General features: G+C 69.2%; 25 protein-coding genes. 15 read left to right on the forward strand and 10 right to left on the reverse strand.

The window, feature by feature from the left end:
• Nucleotides 1-31: 31 nt before the first annotated feature.
• The 4 genes from ctaD to AC07Y4_RS14085 form a co-directional block, all read right to left on the reverse strand.
• The gene (gene ctaD, locus AC07Y4_RS14070) at nt 32-1,669 is read right to left on the reverse strand and encodes a cytochrome c oxidase subunit I (protein ID WP_062481356.1); all 1,638 of its coding nucleotides are present in this window, start codon (nt 1,667-1,669) and stop codon (nt 32-34) included.
• A 43-nt stretch (nt 1,670-1,712) separates the two neighbouring features.
• Nucleotides 1,713-2,891 carry a cytochrome c oxidase subunit II gene (gene coxB / locus AC07Y4_RS14075; RefSeq protein WP_307589382.1) on the reverse strand — a complete coding sequence of 393 codons (1,179 nt, stop codon included), beginning with the start codon at nt 2,889-2,891 and terminating at the stop codon, nt 1,713-1,715.
• A 59-nt stretch (nt 2,892-2,950) separates the two neighbouring features.
• Nucleotides 2,951-3,427 (reverse strand): DUF2244 domain-containing protein, encoded by a 477-nt coding sequence (locus tag AC07Y4_RS14080; protein WP_056578078.1) that lies wholly within the window; start codon nt 3,425-3,427, stop codon nt 2,951-2,953.
• Nucleotides 3,428-3,590: 163 nt separating this feature from the next.
• Nucleotides 3,591-4,505, reverse strand: coding sequence for a class I SAM-dependent methyltransferase (locus AC07Y4_RS14085; RefSeq protein WP_062481352.1), 915 nt, complete (start codon nt 4,503-4,505; stop codon nt 3,591-3,593).
• Nucleotides 4,506-4,527: 22 nt separating this feature from the next.
• On the opposite strand from AC07Y4_RS14085, the gene AC07Y4_RS14090 reads away from it, so the two are divergent.
• From AC07Y4_RS14090 to AC07Y4_RS14100, 3 genes are all read left to right on the forward strand, one after another.
• Nucleotides 4,528-5,244 carry a ComF family protein gene (locus AC07Y4_RS14090; RefSeq protein ID WP_495274725.1) on the forward strand — a complete coding sequence of 239 codons (717 nt, stop codon included), beginning with the start codon at nt 4,528-4,530 and terminating at the stop codon, nt 5,242-5,244.
• 31 nt (nt 5,245-5,275) lie between these two features.
• On the forward strand, nt 5,276-5,737 hold the full coding sequence (gene trmL, locus AC07Y4_RS14095; RefSeq protein WP_493193107.1) for a tRNA (uridine(34)/cytosine(34)/5-carboxymethylaminomethyluridine(34)-2'-O)-methyltransferase TrmL: 462 nt from the start codon (nt 5,276-5,278) through the stop codon (nt 5,735-5,737).
• A gap of 115 nt (nt 5,738-5,852) precedes the next feature.
• On the forward strand, nt 5,853-6,146 hold the full coding sequence (locus AC07Y4_RS14100; RefSeq protein ID WP_159275425.1) for a DUF4148 domain-containing protein: 294 nt from the start codon (nt 5,853-5,855) through the stop codon (nt 6,144-6,146).
• A gap of 15 nt (nt 6,147-6,161) precedes the next feature.
• Here AC07Y4_RS14100 and AC07Y4_RS14105 read toward each other — a convergent pair whose 3' ends face one another.
• The gene (locus AC07Y4_RS14105; protein ID WP_062479484.1) at nt 6,162-6,632 is read right to left on the reverse strand and encodes a MaoC family dehydratase; all 471 of its coding nucleotides are present in this window, start codon (nt 6,630-6,632) and stop codon (nt 6,162-6,164) included.
• A gap of 72 nt (nt 6,633-6,704) precedes the next feature.
• Nucleotides 6,705-7,325 (reverse strand): nucleotide-binding protein, encoded by a 621-nt coding sequence (locus AC07Y4_RS14110; protein ID WP_070061962.1) that lies wholly within the window; start codon nt 7,323-7,325, stop codon nt 6,705-6,707.
• 92 nt (nt 7,326-7,417) lie between these two features.
• Between AC07Y4_RS14110 and kefF the strand changes: the two genes are divergently transcribed.
• Both kefF and kefC read left to right on the forward strand, forming a co-directional pair.
• Nucleotides 7,418-8,143 carry a glutathione-regulated potassium-efflux system oxidoreductase KefF gene (kefF, locus tag AC07Y4_RS14115; RefSeq protein ID WP_495274726.1) on the forward strand — a complete coding sequence of 242 codons (726 nt, stop codon included), beginning with the start codon at nt 7,418-7,420 and terminating at the stop codon, nt 8,141-8,143.
• A 2-nt stretch (nt 8,144-8,145) separates the two neighbouring features.
• The gene (gene kefC, locus AC07Y4_RS14120) at nt 8,146-10,008 is read left to right on the forward strand and encodes a glutathione-regulated potassium-efflux system protein KefC (RefSeq protein ID WP_307589379.1); all 1,863 of its coding nucleotides are present in this window, start codon (nt 8,146-8,148) and stop codon (nt 10,006-10,008) included.
• A 9-nt stretch (nt 10,009-10,017) separates the two neighbouring features.
• On the opposite strand, the gene AC07Y4_RS14125 is transcribed toward kefC, so the two are convergent.
• Nucleotides 10,018-10,968 carry a M14 family metallopeptidase gene (locus tag AC07Y4_RS14125; protein WP_495274727.1) on the reverse strand — a complete coding sequence of 317 codons (951 nt, stop codon included), beginning with the start codon at nt 10,966-10,968 and terminating at the stop codon, nt 10,018-10,020.
• A gap of 16 nt (nt 10,969-10,984) precedes the next feature.
• Nucleotides 10,985-11,986: a Bug family tripartite tricarboxylate transporter substrate binding protein gene (locus tag AC07Y4_RS14130; protein ID WP_062479498.1), complete on the reverse strand. Its 1,002-nt coding sequence runs from the start codon at nt 11,984-11,986 to the stop codon at nt 10,985-10,987.
• Between the two features lie 122 nt (nt 11,987-12,108).
• On the opposite strand from AC07Y4_RS14130, the gene AC07Y4_RS14135 reads away from it, so the two are divergent.
• Nucleotides 12,109-13,005, forward strand: a complete 897-nt coding sequence (locus tag AC07Y4_RS14135; RefSeq protein ID WP_159272978.1) for a MurR/RpiR family transcriptional regulator — start codon at nt 12,109-12,111, stop codon at nt 13,003-13,005.
• Between the two features lie 3 nt (nt 13,006-13,008).
• On the opposite strand, the gene AC07Y4_RS14140 is transcribed toward AC07Y4_RS14135, so the two are convergent.
• Nucleotides 13,009-13,884, reverse strand: coding sequence for an amidohydrolase family protein (locus AC07Y4_RS14140; protein ID WP_070061956.1), 876 nt, complete (start codon nt 13,882-13,884; stop codon nt 13,009-13,011).
• A 104-nt stretch (nt 13,885-13,988) separates the two neighbouring features.
• Between AC07Y4_RS14140 and AC07Y4_RS14145 the strand changes: the two genes are divergently transcribed.
• The 6 genes from AC07Y4_RS14145 to AC07Y4_RS14170 are packed head-to-tail and all read left to right on the forward strand — an operon-like array spanning nt 13,989 to nt 20,697.
• The gene (locus AC07Y4_RS14145; RefSeq protein ID WP_062479508.1) at nt 13,989-14,762 is read left to right on the forward strand and encodes a crotonase/enoyl-CoA hydratase family protein; all 774 of its coding nucleotides are present in this window, start codon (nt 13,989-13,991) and stop codon (nt 14,760-14,762) included.
• Entirely contained in the window at nt 14,759-16,612 is a 1,854-nt protein-coding gene (locus AC07Y4_RS14150) for a feruloyl-CoA synthase (protein WP_495274728.1), read from the forward strand. Before AC07Y4_RS14145 ends, AC07Y4_RS14150 begins: the two co-directional genes overlap by 4 nt.
• Before the next feature lie 20 nt (nt 16,613-16,632).
• Nucleotides 16,633-17,397, forward strand: a complete 765-nt coding sequence (locus AC07Y4_RS14155) for an SDR family NAD(P)-dependent oxidoreductase (protein WP_062479514.1) — start codon at nt 16,633-16,635, stop codon at nt 17,395-17,397.
• A 34-nt stretch (nt 17,398-17,431) separates the two neighbouring features.
• A complete protein-coding gene (locus AC07Y4_RS14160) occupies nt 17,432-18,424 on the forward strand; it encodes a Bug family tripartite tricarboxylate transporter substrate binding protein (protein WP_062479517.1) in 993 nt (330 codons plus the stop codon).
• Between the two features lie 5 nt (nt 18,425-18,429).
• Complete coding sequence (locus tag AC07Y4_RS14165) at nt 18,430-20,169, forward strand: acyl-CoA dehydrogenase family protein (RefSeq protein ID WP_495274729.1); 1,740 nt, start codon at nt 18,430-18,432, stop codon at nt 20,167-20,169.
• A gap of 36 nt (nt 20,170-20,205) precedes the next feature.
• The gene (locus tag AC07Y4_RS14170) at nt 20,206-20,697 is read left to right on the forward strand and encodes a MarR family winged helix-turn-helix transcriptional regulator (RefSeq protein ID WP_139699939.1); all 492 of its coding nucleotides are present in this window, start codon (nt 20,206-20,208) and stop codon (nt 20,695-20,697) included.
• Between the two features lie 24 nt (nt 20,698-20,721).
• On the opposite strand, the gene AC07Y4_RS14175 is transcribed toward AC07Y4_RS14170, so the two are convergent.
• Nucleotides 20,722-21,375 carry a TetR/AcrR family transcriptional regulator gene (locus AC07Y4_RS14175; protein WP_062479525.1) on the reverse strand — a complete coding sequence of 218 codons (654 nt, stop codon included), beginning with the start codon at nt 21,373-21,375 and terminating at the stop codon, nt 20,722-20,724.
• Nucleotides 21,376-21,496: 121 nt separating this feature from the next.
• Here AC07Y4_RS14175 and AC07Y4_RS14180 point away from each other — a divergent pair, with 121 nt between their 5' ends.
• From AC07Y4_RS14180 to AC07Y4_RS14190, 3 genes are read left to right on the forward strand one after another with little or no spacing between them, the layout of a single operon-like run.
• On the forward strand, nt 21,497-21,940 hold the full coding sequence (locus tag AC07Y4_RS14180) for a VOC family protein (RefSeq protein WP_095951004.1): 444 nt from the start codon (nt 21,497-21,499) through the stop codon (nt 21,938-21,940).
• A 46-nt stretch (nt 21,941-21,986) separates the two neighbouring features.
• Entirely contained in the window at nt 21,987-22,514 is a 528-nt protein-coding gene (locus AC07Y4_RS14185) for an SRPBCC family protein (RefSeq protein ID WP_495274730.1), read from the forward strand.
• A 47-nt stretch (nt 22,515-22,561) separates the two neighbouring features.
• A complete protein-coding gene (locus AC07Y4_RS14190) occupies nt 22,562-22,981 on the forward strand; it encodes a VOC family protein (RefSeq protein WP_495274731.1) in 420 nt (139 codons plus the stop codon).
• Nucleotides 22,982-23,004: the final 23 nt, after the last annotated feature.

Here is a 23,004-nt window from a genome sequence, read left to right on the forward strand (position 1 = left end):
GTCGTTGTGCTTGTGCGGCGTACGCGGGTGATCAGCCGATCACCTTGGTGGCGGTCACGTCGAGCTTGGGCGGGTTCTCGAAGGTGTGGAACGGGGCCGGCGACGGCACTTCCCACTCGAGGCCTTCGGCCGCTTCCCAGGGCTTCTGAGCCGCTGCTTCACCCTTGCCGCGCATCGAAGGCAGCACGATGAACAGGAAGAAGTAGACCTGCGCGAAGCCGAAGAAGAACGCACCCACCGAAGCGATGGCGTTGAAGTCGGCGAACTGCATGGGGTAGTCGGCGTAGCGACGCGGCATGCCGGCCAGACCCAGGAAGTGCATCGGGAAGAAGGTGACGTTGAACGAGATCAGCGACCACCAGAAGTGGACCTTGCCGCGCGTTTCGTTGTACATCACGCCGGTCCACTTGGGCGCCCAGTAGTAGAAGCCCGAGAACATGGCGAACAGCGAGCCGGCCACCAGCACGTAGTGGAAGTGGGCCACCACGTAGTAGGTGTCCTGCAGCTGCGTGTCGATCGGCGCGACCGCGAGGATCAGGCCGGTGAAGCCGCCCATCGTGAACACGAAGATGAAGCCGACCGCGAACAGCATGGGCGTCTCGAAGGTCATCGAGCCCTGCCACATCGTCGCGATCCAGTTGAAGATCTTCACGGCCGTGGGCACGGCGATCAGCATGGTCGCGTACATGAAGAACAGCTGGCCCGTGAGCGGCATGCCGGTCGTGAACATGTGGTGGGCCCACACGATGAACGACAGGATGGCGATCGACGAGGTGGCGTACACCATCGAGGCGTAGCCGAAGAGCTTCTTGCGGGCGAAGGCCGGGACCACCTGGCTGATGATGCCGAAGGCCGGCAAGATCATGATGTAGACCTCGGGGTGGCCGAAGAACCAGAAGATGTGCTGGTACATCACCGGGTCGCCGCCGCCGGCGGGGTTGAAGAAGCTGGTGCCGAAGTGGCGGTCGGTCAGCGTCATCGTGATGGCGCCTGCGAGCACGGGCATCACGGCGATCAGCAGGTAGGCGGTGATGAGCCAGGTCCAGCAGAACATCGGCATCTTCATCAGCGTCATGCCGGGGGCGCGCATGTTGAGGATGGTGACGATGATGTTGATCGAGCCCATGATCGACGAGGCGCCCATGATGTGCATCGCGAAGATGCCGGCGTCCATCGAGGGGCCCATCTGCAGCGTGAGCGGGGCGTACAACGTCCAGCCGGCCGCGGGGGCGCCGCCGGGCATGAAGAACGAACCGGCCAGCATGATGGCCGCCGGGATCAGCAGCCAGAAGCTGAAGTTGTTCATGCGCGCGAACGCCATGTCGGATGCGCCGATCTGCAGCGGGATCATCCAGTTCGCGAAGCCCACGAAGGCCGGCATGATGGCGCCGAACACCATGATCAGGCCGTGCATGGTGGTGAACTGGTTGAACAGCTCGGGGTTCACCATCTGCAGGCCGGGCTGGAACAGCTCGGCGCGGATCAGCAGGGCCAACACGCCGCCGATCATCAGCATCGTGAAGCTGAACAGCAGGTAGAGCGTGCCGATGTCCTTGTGGTTGGTCGCGAACACCCAGCGGCGCCAGCCGGTGGGCGCGTGGTGATCGTGATGGTCGTCGTGTGCGTGGCCGCCGGGGGCGTGACCGTGGGGGTCGAGGACTGCGCTCATGTCGTTGTTCCTTGCAATTTCTTCTTCGCGGGGCGCCGTCGGATCACTTGCCGCGCAGGGCCAGCACTTCGGCCGGTTGCACCAGCTGGCCCGTCTTGTTCGACCAGCTGTTCTTGGTGTACGTGGCCACGGCCGCGAGGTCGGTGTCGCTCAGCTGCTTCCAGGCAGGCATGGCACCGTTGTTCTGGCCGTTGAGCAGCACCAGCAGCTGCACCTTGTGGTCGGAATCGGTCACCTTGGCTGCGCCGTCGAGCGGCTTGATCGGGCCTGCGCCCTTGCCGTTGGCCTGGTGGCAGGCCGCGCAGTTGGCGGCGTAGACCTTCTCGCCGCGTGCCAGCATGTCGGGCAGCGTCCAGACCTTGGTCGGGTCGTCGAGCTTGGCGGCGGCTTCCTTGCGCTTGGTGGCGACCCAGGCGGTGTAGTCGGCAGCCGACAGCACCTTCACGTGGATCGGCATGTAGGCGTGTTCCTTGCCGCACAGTTCCTGGCACTGGCCGTAGTAGTCGCCCACGGTCTCGGCGCGGAACCAGGTGTCGCGCACGAAGCCGGGAATGGCGTCCTGCTTGAGGCCCAGCTGCGGCACAGCGAAGGCGTGGATCACGTCGTTCGCGGTGGTGATGATGCGGACCTTCTTCTGCACCGGCACGACCATCGGGTTGTCGACCTTGAGCAGGTAGTCGTCGGGCATGGCGCCCTTGGCACCGGCGTCGGACATGGCGCGCTGCGAGCTGTCCAGCGTGGAGATGAAGGCCAGGCCCTCGCCTTCGCCGTTCAGGTAGTCGTAGCCCCACTTCCACTGGTAGCCCGTGGTCTTGATCGTGAGGTCGGCGTTCGTGGTGTCCTTCTGGGCCACGAGCACCTTGGTGGCGGGCAGCGCCATCACGATCACGATGAGGAAGGGCACGATGGTCCAGATGACCTCGACCACCACCGATTCATGGAAGTTGGCGGCCTTGTGGCCCACCGACTTGCGGTGCTTCCAGATGGAATAGAACATCACCGCGAACACGGCGACGAAGATGACCGTGCAGATGATCATCATGATCGTGTGGAGCAGATGCTGCTCCTGCGCGATCTTGGTCACGCCGACCGGAAGATTCAGCTGGCGCACCGAAGGGCCGCCGGGCAGATCGTTGACTGCGTGCGCCGCGTTGCTGAACGCCGCGCCGGCCGCCAGCAACAGATTCGCCGGCCTGTACTTATTGCGCCAAATGCTCTTCATCGTGTTCACGTTTCTTCAATTTTTCGAAAACCCAACCGTGCAGCACCGCGCGAGCCCCCTCAGGCGCCACGCAACGCCATGCGAATCTCGCGCGCCAATGCGGCTCGCAACTCCGGGCGTACATAGCGCCCCACCCTGACCGATCGACCTTGCCCCGAGACCTCGATCAGTGAACGATCGCCGGTCTGCGGTTCGATCCGCACCTGGTGCGGAAGAAATTCCGTGCGTTCGTAGTGCCCACCGTTCTCGAGCTCCACGACGAGGCGTCCGCCCTGCAGCGCGATCCGTTCGCCATCGGTGGCGTGCCGCGCGTACATCATGAACGCAAAGCCCACCGCGGCCAGTTCGAGCCAGGCGAATGGCAATACCAGCGGCGCACCGTGCAGCCAGAACACCATGCCCGTTCCCAGAGATACCACGCACAGCGAGGCGTAGAGCCAGCCCAGCTGGCTCGGCGTCACCGAGCAATTTCGTTTCAGGAACCAGTGGATGTTCTGGCCTGAGACGGTGGCAAAACGAAACACGGAATTCGACACGGGCGAGTTCAGCAAATCGGTGCGTCGATGGTGGCCAAACCCCTCGTACAAACAGGATCCGACACCCCTCGATCACGGGACAATACCCGCGAGTTTCACGCAACGGCGGATTGTAGCGGGTAGAGCGCGGGCCCCGCGCACCGAATGAGGGCTGCCGGGTCGCTCAGGCGCCAGGGCGGCCGCGCTGGAGCATCGATCGCATCTCGCGCAGCGAGACCGCGCTCTCGGGCGACAGCGCCACGCGCGGCGTCGGCTTGAAGGCGTGGCCGTAGATGACCTCGAAGGTCAGCGCGATGCGGCCCTCGCCTTCCGCCGCCGGCGCCAGCTCGGGCAGGGCCTGCTTGAGCGCGCGGTGCCAGGCCTTGCCGCGCAGCGCGGGGAAGCGCGCCGGATGCAGATTGCGCCCCAGCGTGCGCAACTCGGCCAGGGCCGCCTCGGGGGTGGCCCAGGTGAGCACGATGCGCTCCATGTCCATCACGGGCTCGGCGAAGCCGGCGTGCACGAGCATGTCGCCCCAGTCGTGCATGTCGGTGTATTCATGGCCGGCGGCGGGCCAGCCGAGCCGGGCGTGCAGGGCGCGCAGCTCGCGCACGGTGTCCGGGCCCAGGCAGGAGAACATCAGGAAGCCGTTGGTCGCGACCAGCCGGTGCCACTGCGCGATCAGCGCCTCGGGGTCGGCCGCCATGTGCAGCGACATGTTGGCCCAGAGCAGGTCGACGCCGTCTTCGGGCGTGGCGTCGAAGCGGGCCTTGCCACCCTGCCAGCGGCGCGCGCTCCACCAGGGGGCGGTCAGTGCCTCGCCGGTCCGGTCGGCCAATGCGGGTTCGGATTCGATGACGAAGGCTTCGGCATCGCGGTAGCGGCGGGCCAGCAGCGCATGCGCCTCGAGGCCGCCGCGCAGCGGCGACCAGTCGGCCCAGGTGCGGGGCTGGGCCTTGATCCATTGCAGCCGGTCTTCCATCCGGCGACCGATTTCTTCGTGCAGCCAGGGCGAGCCCTCGGCGGGCGCGAGCCGGCGCCAGCGGTCGGCCGCCGTGGGATCGATGGTCGGCGGTCTTCTTGCGGGGTCGGTGGCCATGGGGCCGTGAGTATATTGAGGCATGCACAACCGCCGGGCCCTGAGGCCTTTCACCTCGCTGCTCGCGCGGCTGCCCAGCCAGTGCGAGGTCTGCCGCGCCTGGCCCGCGCAGCGCGTGTGCGACGCCTGCGTGGCCCGCTTCGCGCCGCCGACCCCGCGCTGCGGCGGCTGCGCGCTGCCGATGCCCGAGGGCGTGGCCCGCTGCGGCGAATGCATCCAGCACCCGCCGCCGCTCGACGCCTGCCTCGCGGCCTGCACCTATGCCTGGCCGTGGCCCGACTGCATCGCCCAGTTCAAGTTTCGCGGCGAGGCGGGCTGGGCCGGCCCGCTGGCCACCCTGCTGCGCAGCGCGCCGTGGGTGGAGCCGGCGCTGGAGCAGTGCGACCTCGTGCTGCCGATGCCGCTGGCGCCCGGCCGACTGGGCGAGCGTGGCTTCAACCAGGCGCACGAGCTCGCCCGCCGGCTGGCACCGGCCAAGACCGACGCCGCCCTGCTGCTGCGTACGCGCGACACCCCCGCGCAGAGCGGCCTGCCGCGCGCCGACCGGCTGCGCAACCTGCGCGGCGCCTTCGCCGTGGAGCCGCTGCGCACCGACGGCCTGCGGGAGCGGCGCGTGGTGCTGGTGGACGACGTGATGACCAGCGGCGCCTCGCTGTTCGCCGCGGCCGCCACCTTGCGCCTGGCGGGTGCGGCGCACATCACCGGCGTGGTGCTGGCGCGGACCGACCCGCCGCGCTGAACCCACCGGCGGCGCCCGCGACAATCGACGCATGTTCCATATCGTCCTGGTCCACCCCGAAATTCCGCCGAACACCGGCAACGTGATCCGGCTCGCGGCCAACACCGGCTGCACGCTGCACCTGGTGGAGCCGCTCGGCTTTTCGATGGACGACCGCCTGCTGCGCCGCGCCGGGCTCGACTACCACGAGTACGCCGAGGTCAAGCGCCACGCCGACTGGGCCGCGCTGCTGGCCACGCAGCAACCGCCGGCCGAGCGCATGTTCGCGCTGACCACGCGCGGCACCCGCCCGGTGCACGACGTGCGCTTCCAGCCCGGCGACTGGCTGGTGTTCGGCTCGGAAACCGCCGGCCTGCCACCGCCGATCCGCGACGGCTTTGCCGAGGCGCAGCGCCTGCGGCTGCCGATGCGCGCCGGCCAGCGCAGCCTGAATTTGTCGAACGCGGTGGCGGTCACGGTGTTCGAGGCCTGGCGGCAGAACGGTTTCGCCTGACGGCCCTTCGCGCGGCAGGGGCACATCCGTTCAGCACTGCGCGGCGTATGGGAAGGCATGCCGGTGATTCGCACCGGCATCCGCCCCTCAACGCTGATTGCCAAGGAGTCCCGCCATGCACACCACCACCCTGCGCCTGATCACGATCGCCGCCCTCGCCTTCGCCGGCGGCGCCCATGCCTTCCAGGGCGAGCAGAACCCGCTGCCGCCCGCGCCCTTCCAGTCGTCGCTGACGCGCGCCCAGGTCCAGGCGCAAGCCATGCAGCCGCTGCAGATCAGCAATGGCGGCACCGGCGTGGCCCGCCCGACCGCGGGCAATGTCGACCGCGCGGCGGTGCGCGCGAGCGCCGTCGGCATCACCCGCCAGGGCGCCGCCACCTACGGCGAGGTCACCGACCGCCGGATGTAAGAAGAAAAAACTCGCTCAGGGAAAACGGCGCACCACCGACTCGGCGACGCACGCCGGCTTGGCGGCGCCTTCGAGTTCGATCGTGGTTTCCCAGGTCATCTGCAGGCCGTTGTTGGGAATCGGCTCGGCGCTCAGCAGTTTCATGCGGGCGCGCAGGCGCTGGCCCACCGGCACCGGCGACATGAAGCGCACGCGGTTCAGGCCGTAGTTCACGCCCATGCGCGACTCGACCACGTCGATGGCCGTCTCGAAGAACTTCGGCAGCAGCGACAAAGTGAGAAACCCGTGCGCGATCGGCGCGCCGAAGGGGCCGGACTTGGCCCGCTCCACATCGACGTGGATCCACTGGTGGTCGCCCGTCGCCTCGGCGAACTGGTTGACCTGCTGCTGCGTCACGCTGATCCAGTCGCTCACGGCGACTTCCTGGCCGACGCAGGCGGCGAGATCCTGAAGGGTCTGGAATGTCTTTTTGGTCATGCGGGGCATTCTGGTGCCAAGGGTACAAGGCTGGCTGTCGGACTTGCGACAACCGGGAATCAGGGAAATCCGGGGGTCAGTTCAGGCGTCGAGCCATTCGCAGATCGGCGCCCACTGGTCCAGGTCGCGCTGCACGCGCCCCGGGGCAATGTCGAACAGCGTGAGCCCGCGCGCGGCCAGCTGCACGTAGTTCTGCGTGTCGCGCAGCTCGCCCAGCACGGGCACGCCCAGGCCGGCGATGAACTCGTGCAGCCGGTCGGCCGCCAGCGTGCGGGCGTTCACGCGCATGCCGACCAGGCCGATGCGGGTCTTCTCGGCGCGGCGGCTTTCCAGCAGGCGGTCGAGGAAATCACGCGTGGCGTAGATGTCGAAGATGCTCGGCTGCAGCGGCACGATCACGCGGTCGGCCAGCGCCAGCACTTCCTTGAAGCGCCAGCCGTGCAGGCCGGCCGGCGTGTCGAGCACCGCGTGGGTGGTACCGCGCGGCGGGCGCACCACGGTGCTGTCGCCGGTGGCTTCCCAGGTGGCGATGGGGCGGGCCTGCGGCGGGCGCAGGCCGAGCCACAGCCGCGAGGACTGCTGGCGGTCCACGTCGCCGAGCATCACGGCATGGCCGCGGCTCGCGAAGTAGCCCGCGATGTTCGTTGCAATCGTCGACTTGCCCACGCCCCCCTTGGGATTGGCGACCAGAACCACCGGCATGAGGATCTCCTCCAGAACTGGAACAGGGCTGGATGGTAGTCGCCCCGGGTAGCGCGTCGGCGACGACGGGCCGTCTGCGTTATGTTCGCCACATGACGACAACAACATCCGCGGAGAACCCCGCCGGCAGCATCTATGTGCTGGCGGCCCACCCCCACTGGCGCGACTCGCGCGTGAACCGCCGGCTGTTCGCCGCGGCGCAGCGTGTGCCCGGCGCCGACGTGAACGACCTGTACGGCAGCTACCCCGATTTCGCCATCGACGTCGAGGCCGAGCGCGAGCGGCTGGCCCGCGCGGACCTGGTGGTGCTGCTGCACCCGATCCAGTGGTACTCGATGCCGCCGCTGCAGAAGCTCTGGGTCGACGACGTGCTGGGCTACGGCTGGGCCTACGGCCCCGGCGGCACCGCGCTGCAGGGCAAGGACTGCTGGCTGGTCGCCACCACCGGCGGCCCCGAGCCGAGCTATCACCCGCAAAGCTACAACCGCTACTTCTTCGACGCCTTCCTGCCGCCCTACGAACAGACCGCCGCGCTGTGCGGCATGCGCTTTTTGCCGCCGCTGCTGCTGCACGGCGCGCGCCGCGCCAGCGAGGCCGAGGTGGCCGCGCATGTCGAGGTGTTCGTGCAGCGGCTGGAAAGCTACCCGGTGTGGCCCGAGATGGACGAGCTCGATGCCTGCATCGCCTGCCCGGTGCCCGAGACCGACCGCCCCGCGGAATCCGACGACGTGGGCCAGGTGATGGCCGGCGCGTTCCACAGCGCGATGACGCACGGCCTGGCCGTCGCCAACGGCAGCAGCCCCCACAAGGCGGCCTGAGCATGGAACACGCACCCGCCTGGCTGACCAGCAGCCTGATCTACCTGAGCGCCGCCGTGCTGGTGGTGCCGCTGTCCAAGGCCCTGGGCCTGGGCTCGATCATCGGCTACCTCGTGGCCGGCATCGCCATCGGCCCCTGGGGCCTGGGCCTCGTGTCCAGCGTGGAAGACGTGCTGCATTTCGCCGAGTTCGGCGTGGTGCTGATGCTCTTCCTCGTGGGCCTCGAGCTCGAACCCAAGCGCCTGTGGAGCCTGCGCCGCCCGATCTTCGGCTGGGGGTCGGCGCAGGTGCTCAGCTGCGCGGCGGTGCTGTTCGCCGTCGGCTGGGCCGTGGGCGCGCCGTGGCGCGTGGCGCTGGTGGCGGCGCTCGGGCTGGCGCTGTCGTCCACCGCGATCGCGCTGCAGGTGTTCGGCGAACGCAACCTGCTGAAAACGCCCAGCGGCCAGGCCGGCTTCTCGATCCTGCTGTTCCAGGACGTGGCGGCGATCCCGATCCTCGCGCTGCTGCCGCTGCTGGCCGGCGCCACGGCGGCCGAGCAGGCCGTGAGCGGGCTGGACCGCGCGCTCGAGGCGCTGAAGATCGTCGGCGTGATCGCCGGCATCATCCTCGGCGGCCGGCTGCTGCTGCGCCCGATCCTGCGCTGGATCGCGCGCAGCGACACGCCCGAGATCTTCACCGCCGCCGCGCTGCTGCTGGTGGTGGCCATCGCGGCGCTGATGCAGTTCGTCGGCCTGTCGATGGCGCTGGGCGCCTTCCTTGCCGGCGTGCTGCTGGCCGAAAGCGAGTACCGGCGCGAGCTCGAGACCGACATCGAGCCCTTCAAGGGCCTGCTGCTCGGGCTGTTCTTCATCGCGGTGGGCATGTCGATCAACTTCGGCGTGCTGCTGGCGAACCCGGGGGTCATGGCGTTGCTGGTGGTGAGCTTCCTGGTCATCAAGCTGGTGGTGATCTATGCGCTGGCCAAGGCCATGGGCCTGGCCTACCAGGAGCGGCCGGTGTTCACGCTGCTGCTGGCGCAGGGCGGCGAGTTCGCCTTCGTGGTGTTCCAGGCCGCCGGGCCCGACGTGCTGCCGCCGCAGACCACCTCGCTGCTGATCGGCGCGGTGGCGCTGTCGATGCTGCTGTCGCCGCTCTTGCTGGTGCTGCTCGACAAGTTCGTGCTGCCGCGCTACAGCCACGCGGGCGGGCCGCAGCTCGAAGAGATTTCGGAGCAGCAGGACGCCAAGGTGCTGATCTGCGGCTTCGGGCGCTACGGCCAGATCGTCGGTCGCCTGCTGATGTCGCAGGGCCTGCGCGTGACGGTGCTCGACCACGACGCCGACACCGTCGAGGGCCTGCGCCAGTTCGGCTTCCGGGTGTTCTACGGCGACGCCACGCGGCTGGACCTGCTGCGCACCGCGGGCGCCGGCACGGCGCGCGCCATCGTGGTGGCGGTGGACGACATCGAGCAGTCGCTGGACATCGTCGACCTGGTGCGCGAGAACTTCCCGCAGGCGCGCATCATTGCGCGCGCACGCAACGTGACCCACCTGTTCCAGCTGCGCGACCGCGGCGTGCAGGACATCGAACGCGAGGTGTTCGAGTCGTCGCTGCGCAGCGCGCGCTCGGCGCTGGAAGCGCTGGGCTGGCCGGCGGCCGAGGCGCGCGAGGCGTCGATGCGTTTCCGCCAGCGAAACCTCAAGCTCAGCGACGAGATCTACCCGCACTACAAGGACCGCGCCAAGCTGATCGCCGCCAACAAGGCGGGCCGCCAGCAGTTCGAGGAACAGATGGCGCGCGAGCGCGAGGAGCGCAAGCTGCGCTCGGGGCAGGACTGGGACCGGCTCGGCGAAGACGAACCAGCAGGCGACGCGAAGGCGCCCTGAGGCCCCAGGTCAGACGGGCACGGTCAGGTACACGCCCTCGCGGCCGATCACCGGCGCGCGGGTCGGCATGAAGATCGTGCAGCCGTCGCAGGGCGAGCGGATCTCGCGCCCGGCCTGCACCGCGATCAGTTCACCCTGGTCGAAGGTCTCGAAGCCGAGCACGGGCCGCACGAAGGCGAAGTCGTCCGACGTGACCATGTGGACCTCGAGCAGCCGGAAGCGGCGCGCGGCCACCGGCACGCGCGGCACCGGGTCGACGAGCCCGAGGTGCGCCAAAAAGCGCAGCGACGCGTCGGTGGCCAGGTTGGCCGCCGACTGCGCGAAGTGCTGGCCGCACTCGACCACCACCGCGCCGCCGTCGATGCCCGGCTCGCCGTGCCGGCCGTAGGCGGTGACGCCCGTGCCGGGCGCGGCGCCCACGGGCATCACGAGGTGCACCGCCGGACCGCCGACGGCCTGCGCCAGGCCTGCATTGCGTTCGAACTCCGGGTAGACCCAGAAGGGCTGCACGGGGGCGCGCGTGGAATGGATGTCCAGCACGTAGTCGGCCGCGTCGAGCACCGGCCGCAGCTCGCGCGCGCGGCGCAGCTCGGGGCTGTCCCCGGTGCCGTCGAGCAGCGCGGGCGACCAGATGCGGTTCAGGTTGTGCACCAGCTGGCGGTTCTCGTAGGGCTGCGCGATGTCGAAGGCCTCGTAGGCCTCGACGTTCGCGAAGCTCACCGTGAGCGTGCCGATCTTCGGGCGCACGCCGGTGTCGAGCAGGTGCGTGGCCGCGACCATGCCGCAGATCTCGTTGCCGTGCGTGAGCGCGTTGACGAGCACGTGCGGGCCCGGCTTGCCGGACGCGAAGCGGTGCACGTAGTCGATGCCGGTGTTGCCCTGGCGGTAGGCCGAGAGGTCGCGCGGCAGCACCTCCAGCGGTGCGGTGTCGGGTGCGAAGGCCTGCAGTGTCTGCGTCATGGAACCAGCAACCCGCTCACTCGCCGCGGATGCCAGCGCGCTTGACCATCTCGCCGTACAGCGCGAGCCGCTCCGACATCATGGCCGTGAACTGCGCGGGCGATTGCGCCTCGGGCGCGAGCGAGCCGCGCGCCAGCAGCGCCTCAACCATCGTCGGCTGGTCAGCCACCGTGCGCACCGCCTTGTGCAGCGCGGCGATGACCTCGGGCGGCGTCTTCGCGGGCGCGGCCAGGCCGATCCACGAGGTGGTGTTCAGCACCGGATAGCCCAGTTCGGTGAAGGTCGGCACGTCGGGCAGCGCCGCGACGCGCGTGGGCGAGGCCACGGCCAGCGCACGCAGCTTGCCGGCCTGGATGTGCGGCAGGAAGGGCGCGAGGTTGTCCAGGCCGAACTGCACTTCGTTGGAGATCAGCGCGGTCACCAGCGGGCCGCCACCGCGGTAGGGCACGTGCGTGGCGTTGAGCTGCAGCTGCGACTTCATCAACTCCACGTTGAGCTGGCCCATGCTGCCCGGCCCGGCGCTGCAGAAGTTGAGCTCGCCCGGGCGCGACTTCACCAGCGCCACGAACTCCTTGAAGGTCTTGGCGGGCACGGCCGGGTTCACCAGCAACACGTTGATGGAGCGCGCGAGCTGGCTGATCGACAGGAAATCCTTGATCGGGTCGTAGCCCGGATTGGCCTGCGTCAGCGGGTTGGCCAGGTGCGAGCTCTGCGACGACACCACGAGCGTGTAGCCGTCGGGCTTGGCGCGCGCCACCTGGGCGCTGGCGATGGAGCCGCCGGCGCCGGCGCGGTTGTCGATGACCACCGGCGTACCCAGCGCCTTCGACAGCGGCTCGGCGTACAGCCGCGCGATCAGGTCGACCGAGCCGCCGGCCGGGAACGGCACCACCAGCGTGACCGGGCGGGCCGGAAAGGCCTGGGCGCGCGCGGACAGGGGCAGCAGCGCCGCCGTCAGGCCGGCGCCGAGGATCTCGCGCCGACGCAGGGCGGGCACGGCGGGGGTGGTGGAACGCATGGCAAGGTCTTTCTGCAGAAGAAGCGGGCAATCGGGCGGACAGGTCCGGCCGAAATCGTGCATTCATTTTTGCAAGGAGGCCCAATTTTTGCAATACTCGTTGCAAACATGAGGTTTCTCCGATGCCGCACGCAGACACCCCCGCCGCCCCCAGCCTGAACCAGCGCATCTCGGGCTATGGCAAGAAGCTCACGAAAAGCGAGCGACGCCTCATCGAGGAGCTGCAGGCGCACCACCCGCAGGGGCTGCTCGAATCTGCAACGAGCCTTGCAAGAAAGGTGGGCACCAGCGCCTCGACCGTGGTGCGGCTGCTCGCCAAGCTGGGCTACGAGAGCTACGCCCAGGCGCAGATGGAGGCGCGCGCCGAAGTCACCGCCCTGCTGGCCTCGCCTGCCACGCGCGCCGACGCGGTCATCGGCGACGACACCTCCGTGCGCAGCTGCCTGGACAACGCGCTGCTGCACGACCAGCACAACCTGGCCGCCACCTTCGCGGCGCTCGACGTGGGCGCGTTCGAGGCGGCGGTGAAGCTGCTCACGCAGCGCAAGGTGCGCGTGCACGTGCTCGGCCAGCGCAACGGCGTGCCGCTGGCCAGCCACCTCGCGCTGAACCTGAACCTGTGCCTGCCCGACGTGCGGCTGCTGGGCGGCGCGGGCGCGCTGCCGCTGGAAGACCAGCTGCTGCGCATCGACGACAACGACCTGCTGCTCACGCTCACCTTCCGCCGCCACTCGCTCGCCATCGCACGCACGGCGGCCTACTTCCGCGAGCAGGGCGCGAAGGTCGTCATGGTCACCGACAGCCCCACGGCGCCCGCGGCGGCCTCGGCCGATCACCTGCTGCTGGTGCGCACCTCCAGCGCGTCGCCCTTCGACTCGTACACGGCGGCGCTGTCGGTCTGCAATGCCTTGATCACCGCGGTGGCGCAGCGCCGCAAGAAGGAGCTGGCCGCCGTGTTCGAGCGCGGCGCGGCGCTGTGGGAGCCGCACTGGAACGAGGCGGCGCCGCGCGCCGCCTGAGCCTCAGGCCGCCGGGGTGCCGAGCCCCAACAGGCGCACCGCGTTGTCCTTGAGGATGCCGGGCATCACCTCGGGCTTGAAGCCGGCGGCCTCGAAGTCCTTCATCCAGCGGTCGGGCGTGATCAGCGGGTAGTCGCTGCCGAACAGCACGCGGTCTTTCAGCAGCGTGTTGGCGTACTGCACCAGCTGCTTCGGAAAGTACTTGGGGCTCCAGCCCGACAGGTCGATCCACACGTTGGGCTTGTGCGTGGCCACGCTGAGCGCCTCGTCCTGCCAGGGAAAGCTGGGGTGGGCCATGACGATCTGCATGTCGGGGAAGTCGATGGCCACGTCGTCCAGGTGCATCGGGTTGCTGTATTCGAGCCGCAGGCCGCCGCCGCAGCGCATGCCCGAGCCGATGCCGCTGTGGCCGGTGTGGAAGATGGCCGGCAGCTTGTACTCGGCGATCACCTCGTAGATCGGCCAGGCCATGCGGTCGTAGGGGTGGTAGCCCTGCACGGTCGGGTGGAACTTGAAGCCCTTCACGCCGTGCTCCTCGATGAGCCGCCGCGCCTCGCGCGCGCCCATCTTTCCCTTGTGCGGATCGACGCTGCCGAAGGCAATCATGATGTCGCTGTTCTGCGCCGCGGCCTCGGCGATCTCCTCGTTCGGGATGCGCCGGCGGCCCATGTTCGACTCGGCGTCGACCATGAACATCACCAGCCCGATCTTTCTTTCACGGTAGTACGCCACGCTCTCGGCGATGGTGGGGCGGCGGTTCGAGCCGAAGAACTTGTCAGCCGCGCGGTCGTATTCCTCGCCGTAGTTGTCGAAAGGGTTCCAGCAGCTCACTTCGGCGTGGGTGTGGATGTCGATCGCGATCAGGTTCCGTGGGTCCATGTCGTTGTCTCCGGTTCGGGTAAGTCCCTAGGTTTCGGGAGGCTCCAATGCCTTGAATTGATTATTTCTCATAACCATAATCCAACGCAACCCCGGACACCATCATGACCAATCCAGACCTCCACCTCGACATCCGCGACGACGTCGCCATCGTTCGTCTCACGCGCGGCGCCAAGCGCAACGCGCTGTCCGACGGCCTGATCCTCGCGCTGCGCGACACCTTCGAGACGCTGCCCGCCACCGTGCGCGCGGCCGTGCTCGACGGCGAGGGCCCGCATTTCTGCGCCGGCCTGGACCTGAGCGAGCTCAAGGAGCGCGACGCCGGCCAGGGCATGCAGCACTCGCGCCTGTGGCACAGCGCGCTCGACCTGATCCAGCACGGCCCGGTGCCGGTGGTGGCCGCGCTGCACGGCGCGGTGGTCGGCGGCGGGCTCGAGCTGGCCAGCGCCTGCCACATCCGCGTGGCCGACCGCTCCACCTTCTACGCGCTGCCCGAAGGCTCGCGCGGCATCTTCGTGGGCGGCGGCGGCTCGGTGCGCATCCCCAAGCTGATCGGCGTGGCCCGCATGACCGACATGATGATGACCGGCCGCGTCTACAACGCCGAAGACGGCGAACGCGCCAACTTCGCGCAGTACCTGGTCGACGAAGGCACCGCCTTCGACAAGGCCCTGGAGCTCGCCAAGCGCATCGCCACCAACGCGCCGCTCACCAACTACGCGCTGATGCACGCCCTGCCGCGCATCTCCGAGCAATCGGCCGACCACGGCTTCTTCACCGAGGCGCTGATGTCGGGCATCGTCCAGGCCGCGCCCGAAGCCAAGGCACGCGTGCGCGACTTCCTCGAAGGCCGTGGTGCCAAGGTGAGCAAGGGATGACCGCCGTCCGCTACCGCCCGCTGGCCTTCGGCGTGACGCGCGCTGTGCTGCGCGACGGCGCGCCGGGCACGCGCTACCTCACGGCCGAGACGCCGCTGCAGGCCTACCGCGAGCGCATGACCGACCGGCTCGCGCACTGGGCGCAGGTGGCGCCCGATCGCACCTTCATCGCGCGCCGCGAGCGCCTGCCCGACGGCCGCACCGGCGACTGGCTGCGCGTGAGCTATGCGCAGGCGCTGGAAGAAGCGCGCGGTATCGGACAAGCCCTGCTCGATCGCGGCCTGAATGCCGAGCGCCCGGTCGTGATCCTCAGCGAGAACGGCATCGAACACGCGCTGCTCGCGCTGGGCTGCCTCTACGCCGGCGTGCCCTACTGCCCCGTGTCGCCGCCCTATGCGATCGTGAGCCAGGACTACGACAAGCTGCGCCACGTCATCGACACGCTCACGCCCGGCCTGGTGTTCGCGGCCGACGCCGCGCGCTTCGCCAAGGCCATCGCGGCCACCGTGCCGGCCGGCACCGAGGTCGTGCTCGCCGAAGGCACGCTCGAAGGCCGCGCCACCACGCGCTTCGAGGTGCTCGCCGCCACGCCCGCCACGCCCGCCATCGACGCGGCGATGCAGGCCACCGGCCCCGACACCATCACCAAGTTCCTTTTCACCTCGGGCTCGACCAAGATGCCCAAGGCGGTGATCAACACGCACCGCATGTGGTGCGCCAACCAGCAGCAGCTGCGCCAGTCGATTCCCGCGCTGGGCGACGAGCCGCCCGTGCTGGTCGACTGGCTGCCCTGGAACCACACCTTCGGCGGCAACCACAACGTGGGCATCGTGCTGGACAACGGCGGCACGCTGTTCATCGACGACGGCAAGCCCACGCCCGCCGGCATGGCCGAGACGCTGCGCAACCTGCGCGAGATCGCGCCCACCATCTACTTCAACGTGCCCACCGGCTTCGAGGCCATCGCCAACGCGATGGAAACCGACGCCGTGCTGCGCCGCAACCTGCTGTCGCGCGTGAAGATGTTCTTCTACTCGGGCGCGGCGCTCGCGCAGCCCGTGTGGGACAGCCTGCACCGCACGCAGGAATCGGAAGTCGGCGAGCGCATCGTGATGGGCACCGGCCTGGGCATGACCGAGTCGGGCCCCTTCGCGCTGTACGTGACCGGCCCCGACGTGAAGTCGGGCGACGTGGGCCTGCCGGCCGCCGGCATCGAGCTCAAGCTGATCGAGGTCGACGGCAAGACCGAGGTGCGCTACCGCGGCCCCAACATCACGCCCGGCTACTGGCGCGCGCCCGAGGCCACCGCCGAGGCCTTCGACGACGAAGGCTTCTTCTCCACCGGCGACGCGGTGAAGTGGATCGACGACCGCGACATCCACCGCGGACTGCGCTTCGACGGCCGCATCGCCGAGGACTTCAAGCTCGCCACCGGCACCTTCGTGAGCGTGGGGCCGCTGCGCGCGAAGATCATCGCGGCCGGCTCGCCCTATGTGCAGGACGCGGTGCTCACGGGCATCAACCTGAAGGAAGTCGGCGCGCTGATCTTCACTACGCAGAAGGTGCGTCAGCTCTGCGATTTGCCTGCAGACGCCCCGCTGCAGCAGGTGCTCGAGAGCGCACCCGTGCAGGCGCACTTCCAGCAGGTGGTGGACACGCTCGCGGCCGGCGCCACCGGCAGCGCCAACCGCATCGCGCGGCTGCACCTGATGGCCGAACCGCCCTCGATCGACAAGGGCGAAGTGACCGACAAGGGCTCGATCAACCAGCGCGCCGTGCTCAAGCACCGCGCCGCGCTGGCCGACGCGCTGCACGCCGACACGCTGCCTTTCACGCTCAAGCCCCGCTAACCCCATCAGGAGACACACCCATGAAGATTGAAGGACAAGCCGCACTCGTCACCGGCGGCGCCTCGGGCCTCGGCGAGGCCACCGCGCGCGAACTCGCGCGCCTGGGCGCCAAGGTCGCGGTGCTCGACCGCAACGCCGCACTCGCAGAGAAAGTGGCGGCCGAGATCGGCGGCGTCGCCTGCGTCTGCGACATCACCGACACCGACAGCGTGAACGCCGCGCTCGACAAGGCGCAGGCCGCACACGGCCCCGCGCGCATCCTGATGAACGTCGCCGGCATCGGCAGCGCCAAGCGCATCGTCGGCAAGGACGGCAACCCGGCGCCGCTCGAAGACTTCGTGCGCGTGGTCAACATCAACCTCATCGGCGGCTACAACATGGCGCGCCTGTTCGCGGCGCGCTGCGCGAAGCTCGACGCGCTCGACAACGGCGAAAAGGGCGTGATGCTCTTCACCGCCTCGGTCGCAGCCTTCGACGGCCAGGTGGGCCAGCAGGCCTACAGCGCCTCGAAGGGCGGCCTCGTCGGCATGACCCTGCCGATGGCGCGCGACCTCGCGCAGCACGCCATCCGCGTGTGCACCGTGGCGCCCGGCCTCTTCGCCACGCCGCTGCTGCTGGAGCTGCCCGAGCCGGTGCAGCACTCGCTGGCCGCGTCGATCCCGTTCCCGCCGCGCCTGGGTAAGCCCTCGGAATTTGCCGAGCTGGCCTGCCACATCGTGACCAACGGCCACTTGAACGGCGAAGTGATTCGCCTCGACGGCGCCTTGCGCATGGCGCCGCGCTGATTCCCGCCCCCGCAGACAACCAGGAGACAAGACCATGACCACCCGACGCCAATTCACGGCGGCGCTCGGCGGCACCGCCGCGCTCGCCGCATTGCATCCCCTTGCCGCACTCGCCCAGGCGGTGCAGCAGCAGGTGAAGATCTACTACGGCTTTCCGGCCGGCAGCGCGGGCGACAGCGTGGCCCGCCGCGTGGCCGACAAGCTGGGCAACACGCCCTTCACCGCCACCAACCCGGTGGTCGAGAACAAGCCCGGCGCGGGCGGGCGCATCGCGCTCGACACGCTGAAGACCTCGCCGGCCGACGGTTCGGTGCTGTGTCTCGCGCAGGCCTCGGCGCTGTCGATCTACCCGCACATCTACACCAAGCTCAGCTACGCCATCCCCGACTTCGCGCCCATCTCCATCGGCGCCGTGATGACGCACGGCCTGGCCGTCGGCCCGATGGTGCCGGCCAGCGTGAAGACGCTGAAGGACTACATCGCCTGGGCCAAGGCCAACCCCGGCCAGGCCAGCTACGGCTCGCCGGGCGCGGGCTCCACGCCGCACTTCCTGGGCGCGCTGCTGGGCCTGAGCACCGGCACCGACCTGCGCCACGTGCCCTACCGCGGTTCGCTGCCCGGCATCAACGACGTGGTGGGCGGCCAGATCGCCTCGTGCCTGACGCCCGCCGGCGACTGCCTGCCGTTCGCCAAGGCCGGCAAGCTGCGCGTGCTCGCCACCTCGGGCGCGCAGCGCCCCGCCTACCTGCCCGACGTGCCGACCTTCACCGAGCAGGGCTTCCCCGAGATCGTGGCCGACGAGTGGTTCGGCTTCTTCGCACCGGCGAAGACGCCGGCCGCGACCATCGCCGTCGCGAGCACCGCGATCCAGGCCGCGCTGAAGGACAAGGCCGTGGCCGACGGCCTGCTGTCGGTGGGCCTGATCGCGCACGGCTCCTCGCCCGAGGAGATGAAGAAGTCGCTGCAGTCCGAGTACGAACGCTGGGGCCCGCTGGTCAAGAAGATCGGTTTCACCGCCGAGTCCTGAACCCCATGCATTACCAGCCTCGCCCCGAAGACGCCCGCTTCCTGTTGAACGCGGTGCTCGATGCGCCCACGCGCCTGCGTGCCCTCGCGCCCTTCGCGGAGGTCGACGAGCCGCTGCAGTCGCAGGTGCTCGAAGAAGCCGCACGCTTCGTCGGCGAGGTGATCGCGCCGCTGAACCGCGAGGGCGACGAGGTCGGTTGCCGCTTCGACAGCGGCGAGGTCGTCACGCCACCGGGCTTTCGTGCGGCCTACCAGGTCTTCGTGGACGGTGGCTGGCCGGCGCTCTCGGCTGCGACCGAAGACGGCGGCCAGGGCTTGCCCGCGGTGCTCGAAGCCATCCTCTACGAATGGCTCAGCGCCGCGAACCACGGCTTCACCATGGCGCCGGGGCTGCTGCACGGCGCGTACGCCTGCCTCAAGCACCACGGCAGCGACGAATTGAAGGCGCGTTATTTGCAGAAGATCGCGACCGGCGAATGGCTCGCGACCATGTGCCTCACCGAAGCCCATGCCGGCAGCGATCTCGGCCAGGTGCGCACGCGCGCCACGGCGCAGGCCGACGGCAGCGTGCGCGTGAACGGCGGCAAGATCTTCATTTCGGGCGGCGAGCACGACCTCACGCCGAACATCGTGCACCTCGTGCTGTGCCGCCTGCCCGATGCACCGGCCGGGCCCAAGGGCCTGTCGCTGACGCTCGTGCCCAAGGTGTTGCCCGACGGCGCACGCAACGCGGTGCACTGCGAGCGCATCGAAGAAAAGATGGGCCTGCACGGCAGCCCGACCTGCACGATGCGCTTCGACGACGCCACCGGCTGGCTGGTCGGCGAGCCCGGTCGCGGGCTGGCCGCGATGTTCGTGATGATGAATGCGGCGCGCCTGCACGTCGCGCTGCAGGGCATCGGCCTGCTCGACGCCGCGTGGCAGAAGGCCGACGCCTACGCCGCCGAGCGCCGCCAGATGCGCGCGCCCGGCGCCGCGCCCGCCAGCCGCGGCAGCGAGGCGGCCGACCTGATCGCCGAGCACCCGGCCGTGCGCCGCATCCTCGACACCCAGCGCGCCTGGATCGAGGGCTCGCGCGCGCTGGCCTACCGCAGCGCGCTGATGCTCGACATCGCCACGCACGACGCCGACCCCAAGGCCCGCGAACGCGCGCAGCGCTGGTGCTCGCTCGTCACGCCGGTGCTCAAGGCCGCCTGCACGCACCAGGCCTTCCACGGCGCGAGCGACTGCCTGCAGGTGTTCGGCGGCCACGGCTACGTGCGCGAATGGGGCGTCGAACAGGTGGTGCGCGACGCGCGGGTGACCATGATCTACGAGGGCACCAACGAGATCCAGGCCATCGACCTGCTGGTGCGCAAGGTGCTGCCCGACGGCGGCGCGGCGCTGTCGGCCGTGCTGCTCGAGCTGCGCGACACGCTCGACGCCTCGCGCGAGGCCGATGCCGACGTGCAGCGCCGGCTGGCGCAGCTGCGTTACCTGGGCACCACGGTGGCGATGGCGGCGCACGCCAACCCCGTGCTGCCTTACGAGGTGGCGGACGACTTCCTGCGCGTGACGGCGCTCACGCTGATGGCGTGGGCCTGGGCCCGCATCGAGGTGGCCGCGCCCGCCGATGCGGATCGCCTTCGCGCCGCGGCGGCCTTCCGGCGCTGGGTGCTGCCCGAGTTCGAGATGCGCCTGGGCATCGTCAAGCGGGCTTGTGAGGGTGTCGCACTGGCGCATTCCGCACAAGAGGCGTCACGCTAGTTGTTCGAGAAAGCAACGCGCGGTTACGCTCGCCGCATGCCTCCTCCCGCGAAAACACCGTCCGCCAAAACCGAATCCGCCGCCGTGCCGTCGCCCCGCACGGACCGGCTCGACGCCCGCGTGCTCGAAGGGCTGGTCGGCTACAACGCCCGGCGCGCCTGGCTGATCGTGAGCACCGTGTTCGCCGACCGCATGGCGCCCTACGGCCTCAAGCAGATCGACTTCTCGGTGCTCTCGCTGCTGGCGCACAACCCGGGCGCCACCTCGCGGCAGCTGTGCAACACGCTGGACATCCTGCCGCCCAACCTCGTGAGCCTGGTGGCCACGCTCGACGGCCGCGGCCTCATCGAACGCCGGCCGCATCCGCACGACGGCCGCGCCGTCGGCCTGCACCTCACGCCGGCCGGCGAGACGCTGATCCGCGAGGCCGAGCAGGCCGTGGTGCAACTGGAAACCGAAGCCAGCAGCCGCCTGAGCACGCGCGAGCGCGAGACGCTCATCAAGCTGCTGCAGAAGATCTATCTCTGAGACCGGAGCGCGGCGACGCTGCGGCTACAGGCCGCGTTCCACCATGTCGATGAGGCGCTGCCCCAGCGCATGCGTGGCCGTTGCGTCGACCCCGCGCAGCGGGCCGTCGATGATGAGCAACGCCAGCCCGTGCACCGCCGACCACGCGAGGTATTCGGCGCCCGGGCGCCGCGCCGGGTCGAGCAGGCCCGCGTCCACGAGCCGGTCGACGGCCGCGCCCAGCAACTCGAAGGGGTTCATGCCGCTGGCGCCCGCGCCGTCGGGACCGACGTCGCCCTGCGCGTCTTCCGACACCACGAAGGCCGTGCGAAACAGCCCCGGCTGCGCCTGCGCAAAGCGCAGATAAGCGGTGCCGATGGCGCGCACCTGGGCGCGCGCGAAGTCGGCGGGCGGCTGGTCGCAGGGCAGCACGGCGAGCTCACCCTCCATCGCCTTGGCCGCCTCCGACAGCGCCGCGGCGCGCACCGCCAGCAGCAGGTCGTGCCGGCTGGCGAAGTGGCGATACGCCGCGTTCGGCACCACGCCCACGCGGCGCGTGGCCTCGCGCAGCACCACGGCACTGGGGCCCCCGTCCCGCGCCAGTTCGATGCCCGCATCCAGCAGCGCACGGCGCAGGTCGCCGTGGCGGTAGGTGCTGCGCGCGGGCGGCAGGCTTTCGGGAACGTTGTTGAGCTTCATCGCGACTCCATGTGGACACTGTCCATTATCTCTGCTATTCTTTGTGGACGGTGTACACAAAGTAATTCCATTGTTTTCGCGCAGACCCGTTGTGCCCGTGAACCAACCAAAAGGAAACGCCATGAAAGTCCAGTCTTACCTGTCCTTCGAAGGTCGTTGCGACGAAGCGATTGCCTTCTACAAGAAGGCGCTCGGCGCCGAAGTCGTGCAGCTGATGCGCTACAGCGAGGCGCCGGCCACCGGCGGCCCCGAGGGCGACCCCGAAGCCGGCTGCGCCGGCGGCATGCCCGGCCCTGACAAAGTGATGCATTCGGTCTTGCGCATCGGCCAGACCGAGCTCATGCTGTCCGACGGACGCTGCTCCGGCCAGGCCGAGTTCAAGGGAATCATGCTGTCGCTGTCGGCCGACAGCGATGCCGACGCCCGCAAGTGGTTCGACGCACTGGCCGATGGCGGCCAGGTGATGCAGCCGCTGATCCCAACCTTCTTCACCACCAGCTTCGGCATGCTCAGCGACCGCTTCGGCGTGGGCTGGCTGCTGGTGGCGGACCCGGCCGCCGCGTGATGCGCGAGGGCTCGTTCTTCACTCTTCCCACTCGCTTTTCTTCATCATGCTCAAGACCATCGTCCTCGCCGTCCTCGCGCTGATTGCCGCGCTGCTCATCTACGGCGCCACGCGGCCCGACAGCTTTCGCGTCGAGCGCACCACGCGCATCGACGCGCCGGCCGAAAAAATCTTTCCGCTGATCGACGACTTCCACCGCTGGAGCGCGTGGTCGCCCTACGAGAAGCTCGACCCGGCCATGAAGCGCACCTACGGCGGCGCCGCCAGCGGCAAGGGCACGACCTACGCCTGGGAAGGCAACAGCAAGGCGGGCGCGGGCACGATGGAAATCACCGAGTCGCAGCCCTCGTCGAAGGTCGCGATCAAGCTCGACTTCGTGAAGCCCTTCGAAGGCCACAACACGGCCGAGTTCACGCTGCAGCCGCAGGGCGGCGCCACGCAGGTCACCTGGGCCATGTACGGCCCGAGCCCCTACATGGCCAAGCTCATGGGCATCTTCTTCGACATGGACCAGATGATCGGCAAGGACTTCGAGGCGGGCCTGGCCAATCTGAAGAGCGCAACCGAAAAGTAAACGCCTCCTCCCCTCATCGACTCACCTCACTCATTCAAGGAACTCTCATGTCCCCCATCAACGCTTACCTCACGTTCGACGGCAACGCCGCCGAGGCCATGCGCTTTTACGAGAAGACGCTGCGCGGCACCATGCAGATGATGATGACCGTCGGCGAAGCGCCCGACACCGAGCAGATGCCGGCCGAGGCCAAGAAGCGGATCATGCATGCGTCGCTCACCTACGGCGACGGCATCCTCATGGCCTCCGACACCATGCCGGGCCAGCCCTTCGAAGGCATGAAGGGCTTCGGCGTGGCGCTCACGCTCGACACCGTGGCCGAGGCGCGGCGCATCTTCGATGCCTTCGCCGACGGCGGCACGATCGGCATGCCGTTCGAGAAGACCTTCTGGGTCGAAGGCTTCGGCATGGTGACCGACCGCTTCGGCACGCCGTGGCTCATCAACGGCGGCAAGGCGCTGGTCTGAGCACGGAGTCGCCTCTCTCTACT

The sequence above is a fragment of the Variovorax sp. GW460-12-1-14-LB1 genome, assembly GCF_059423605.1.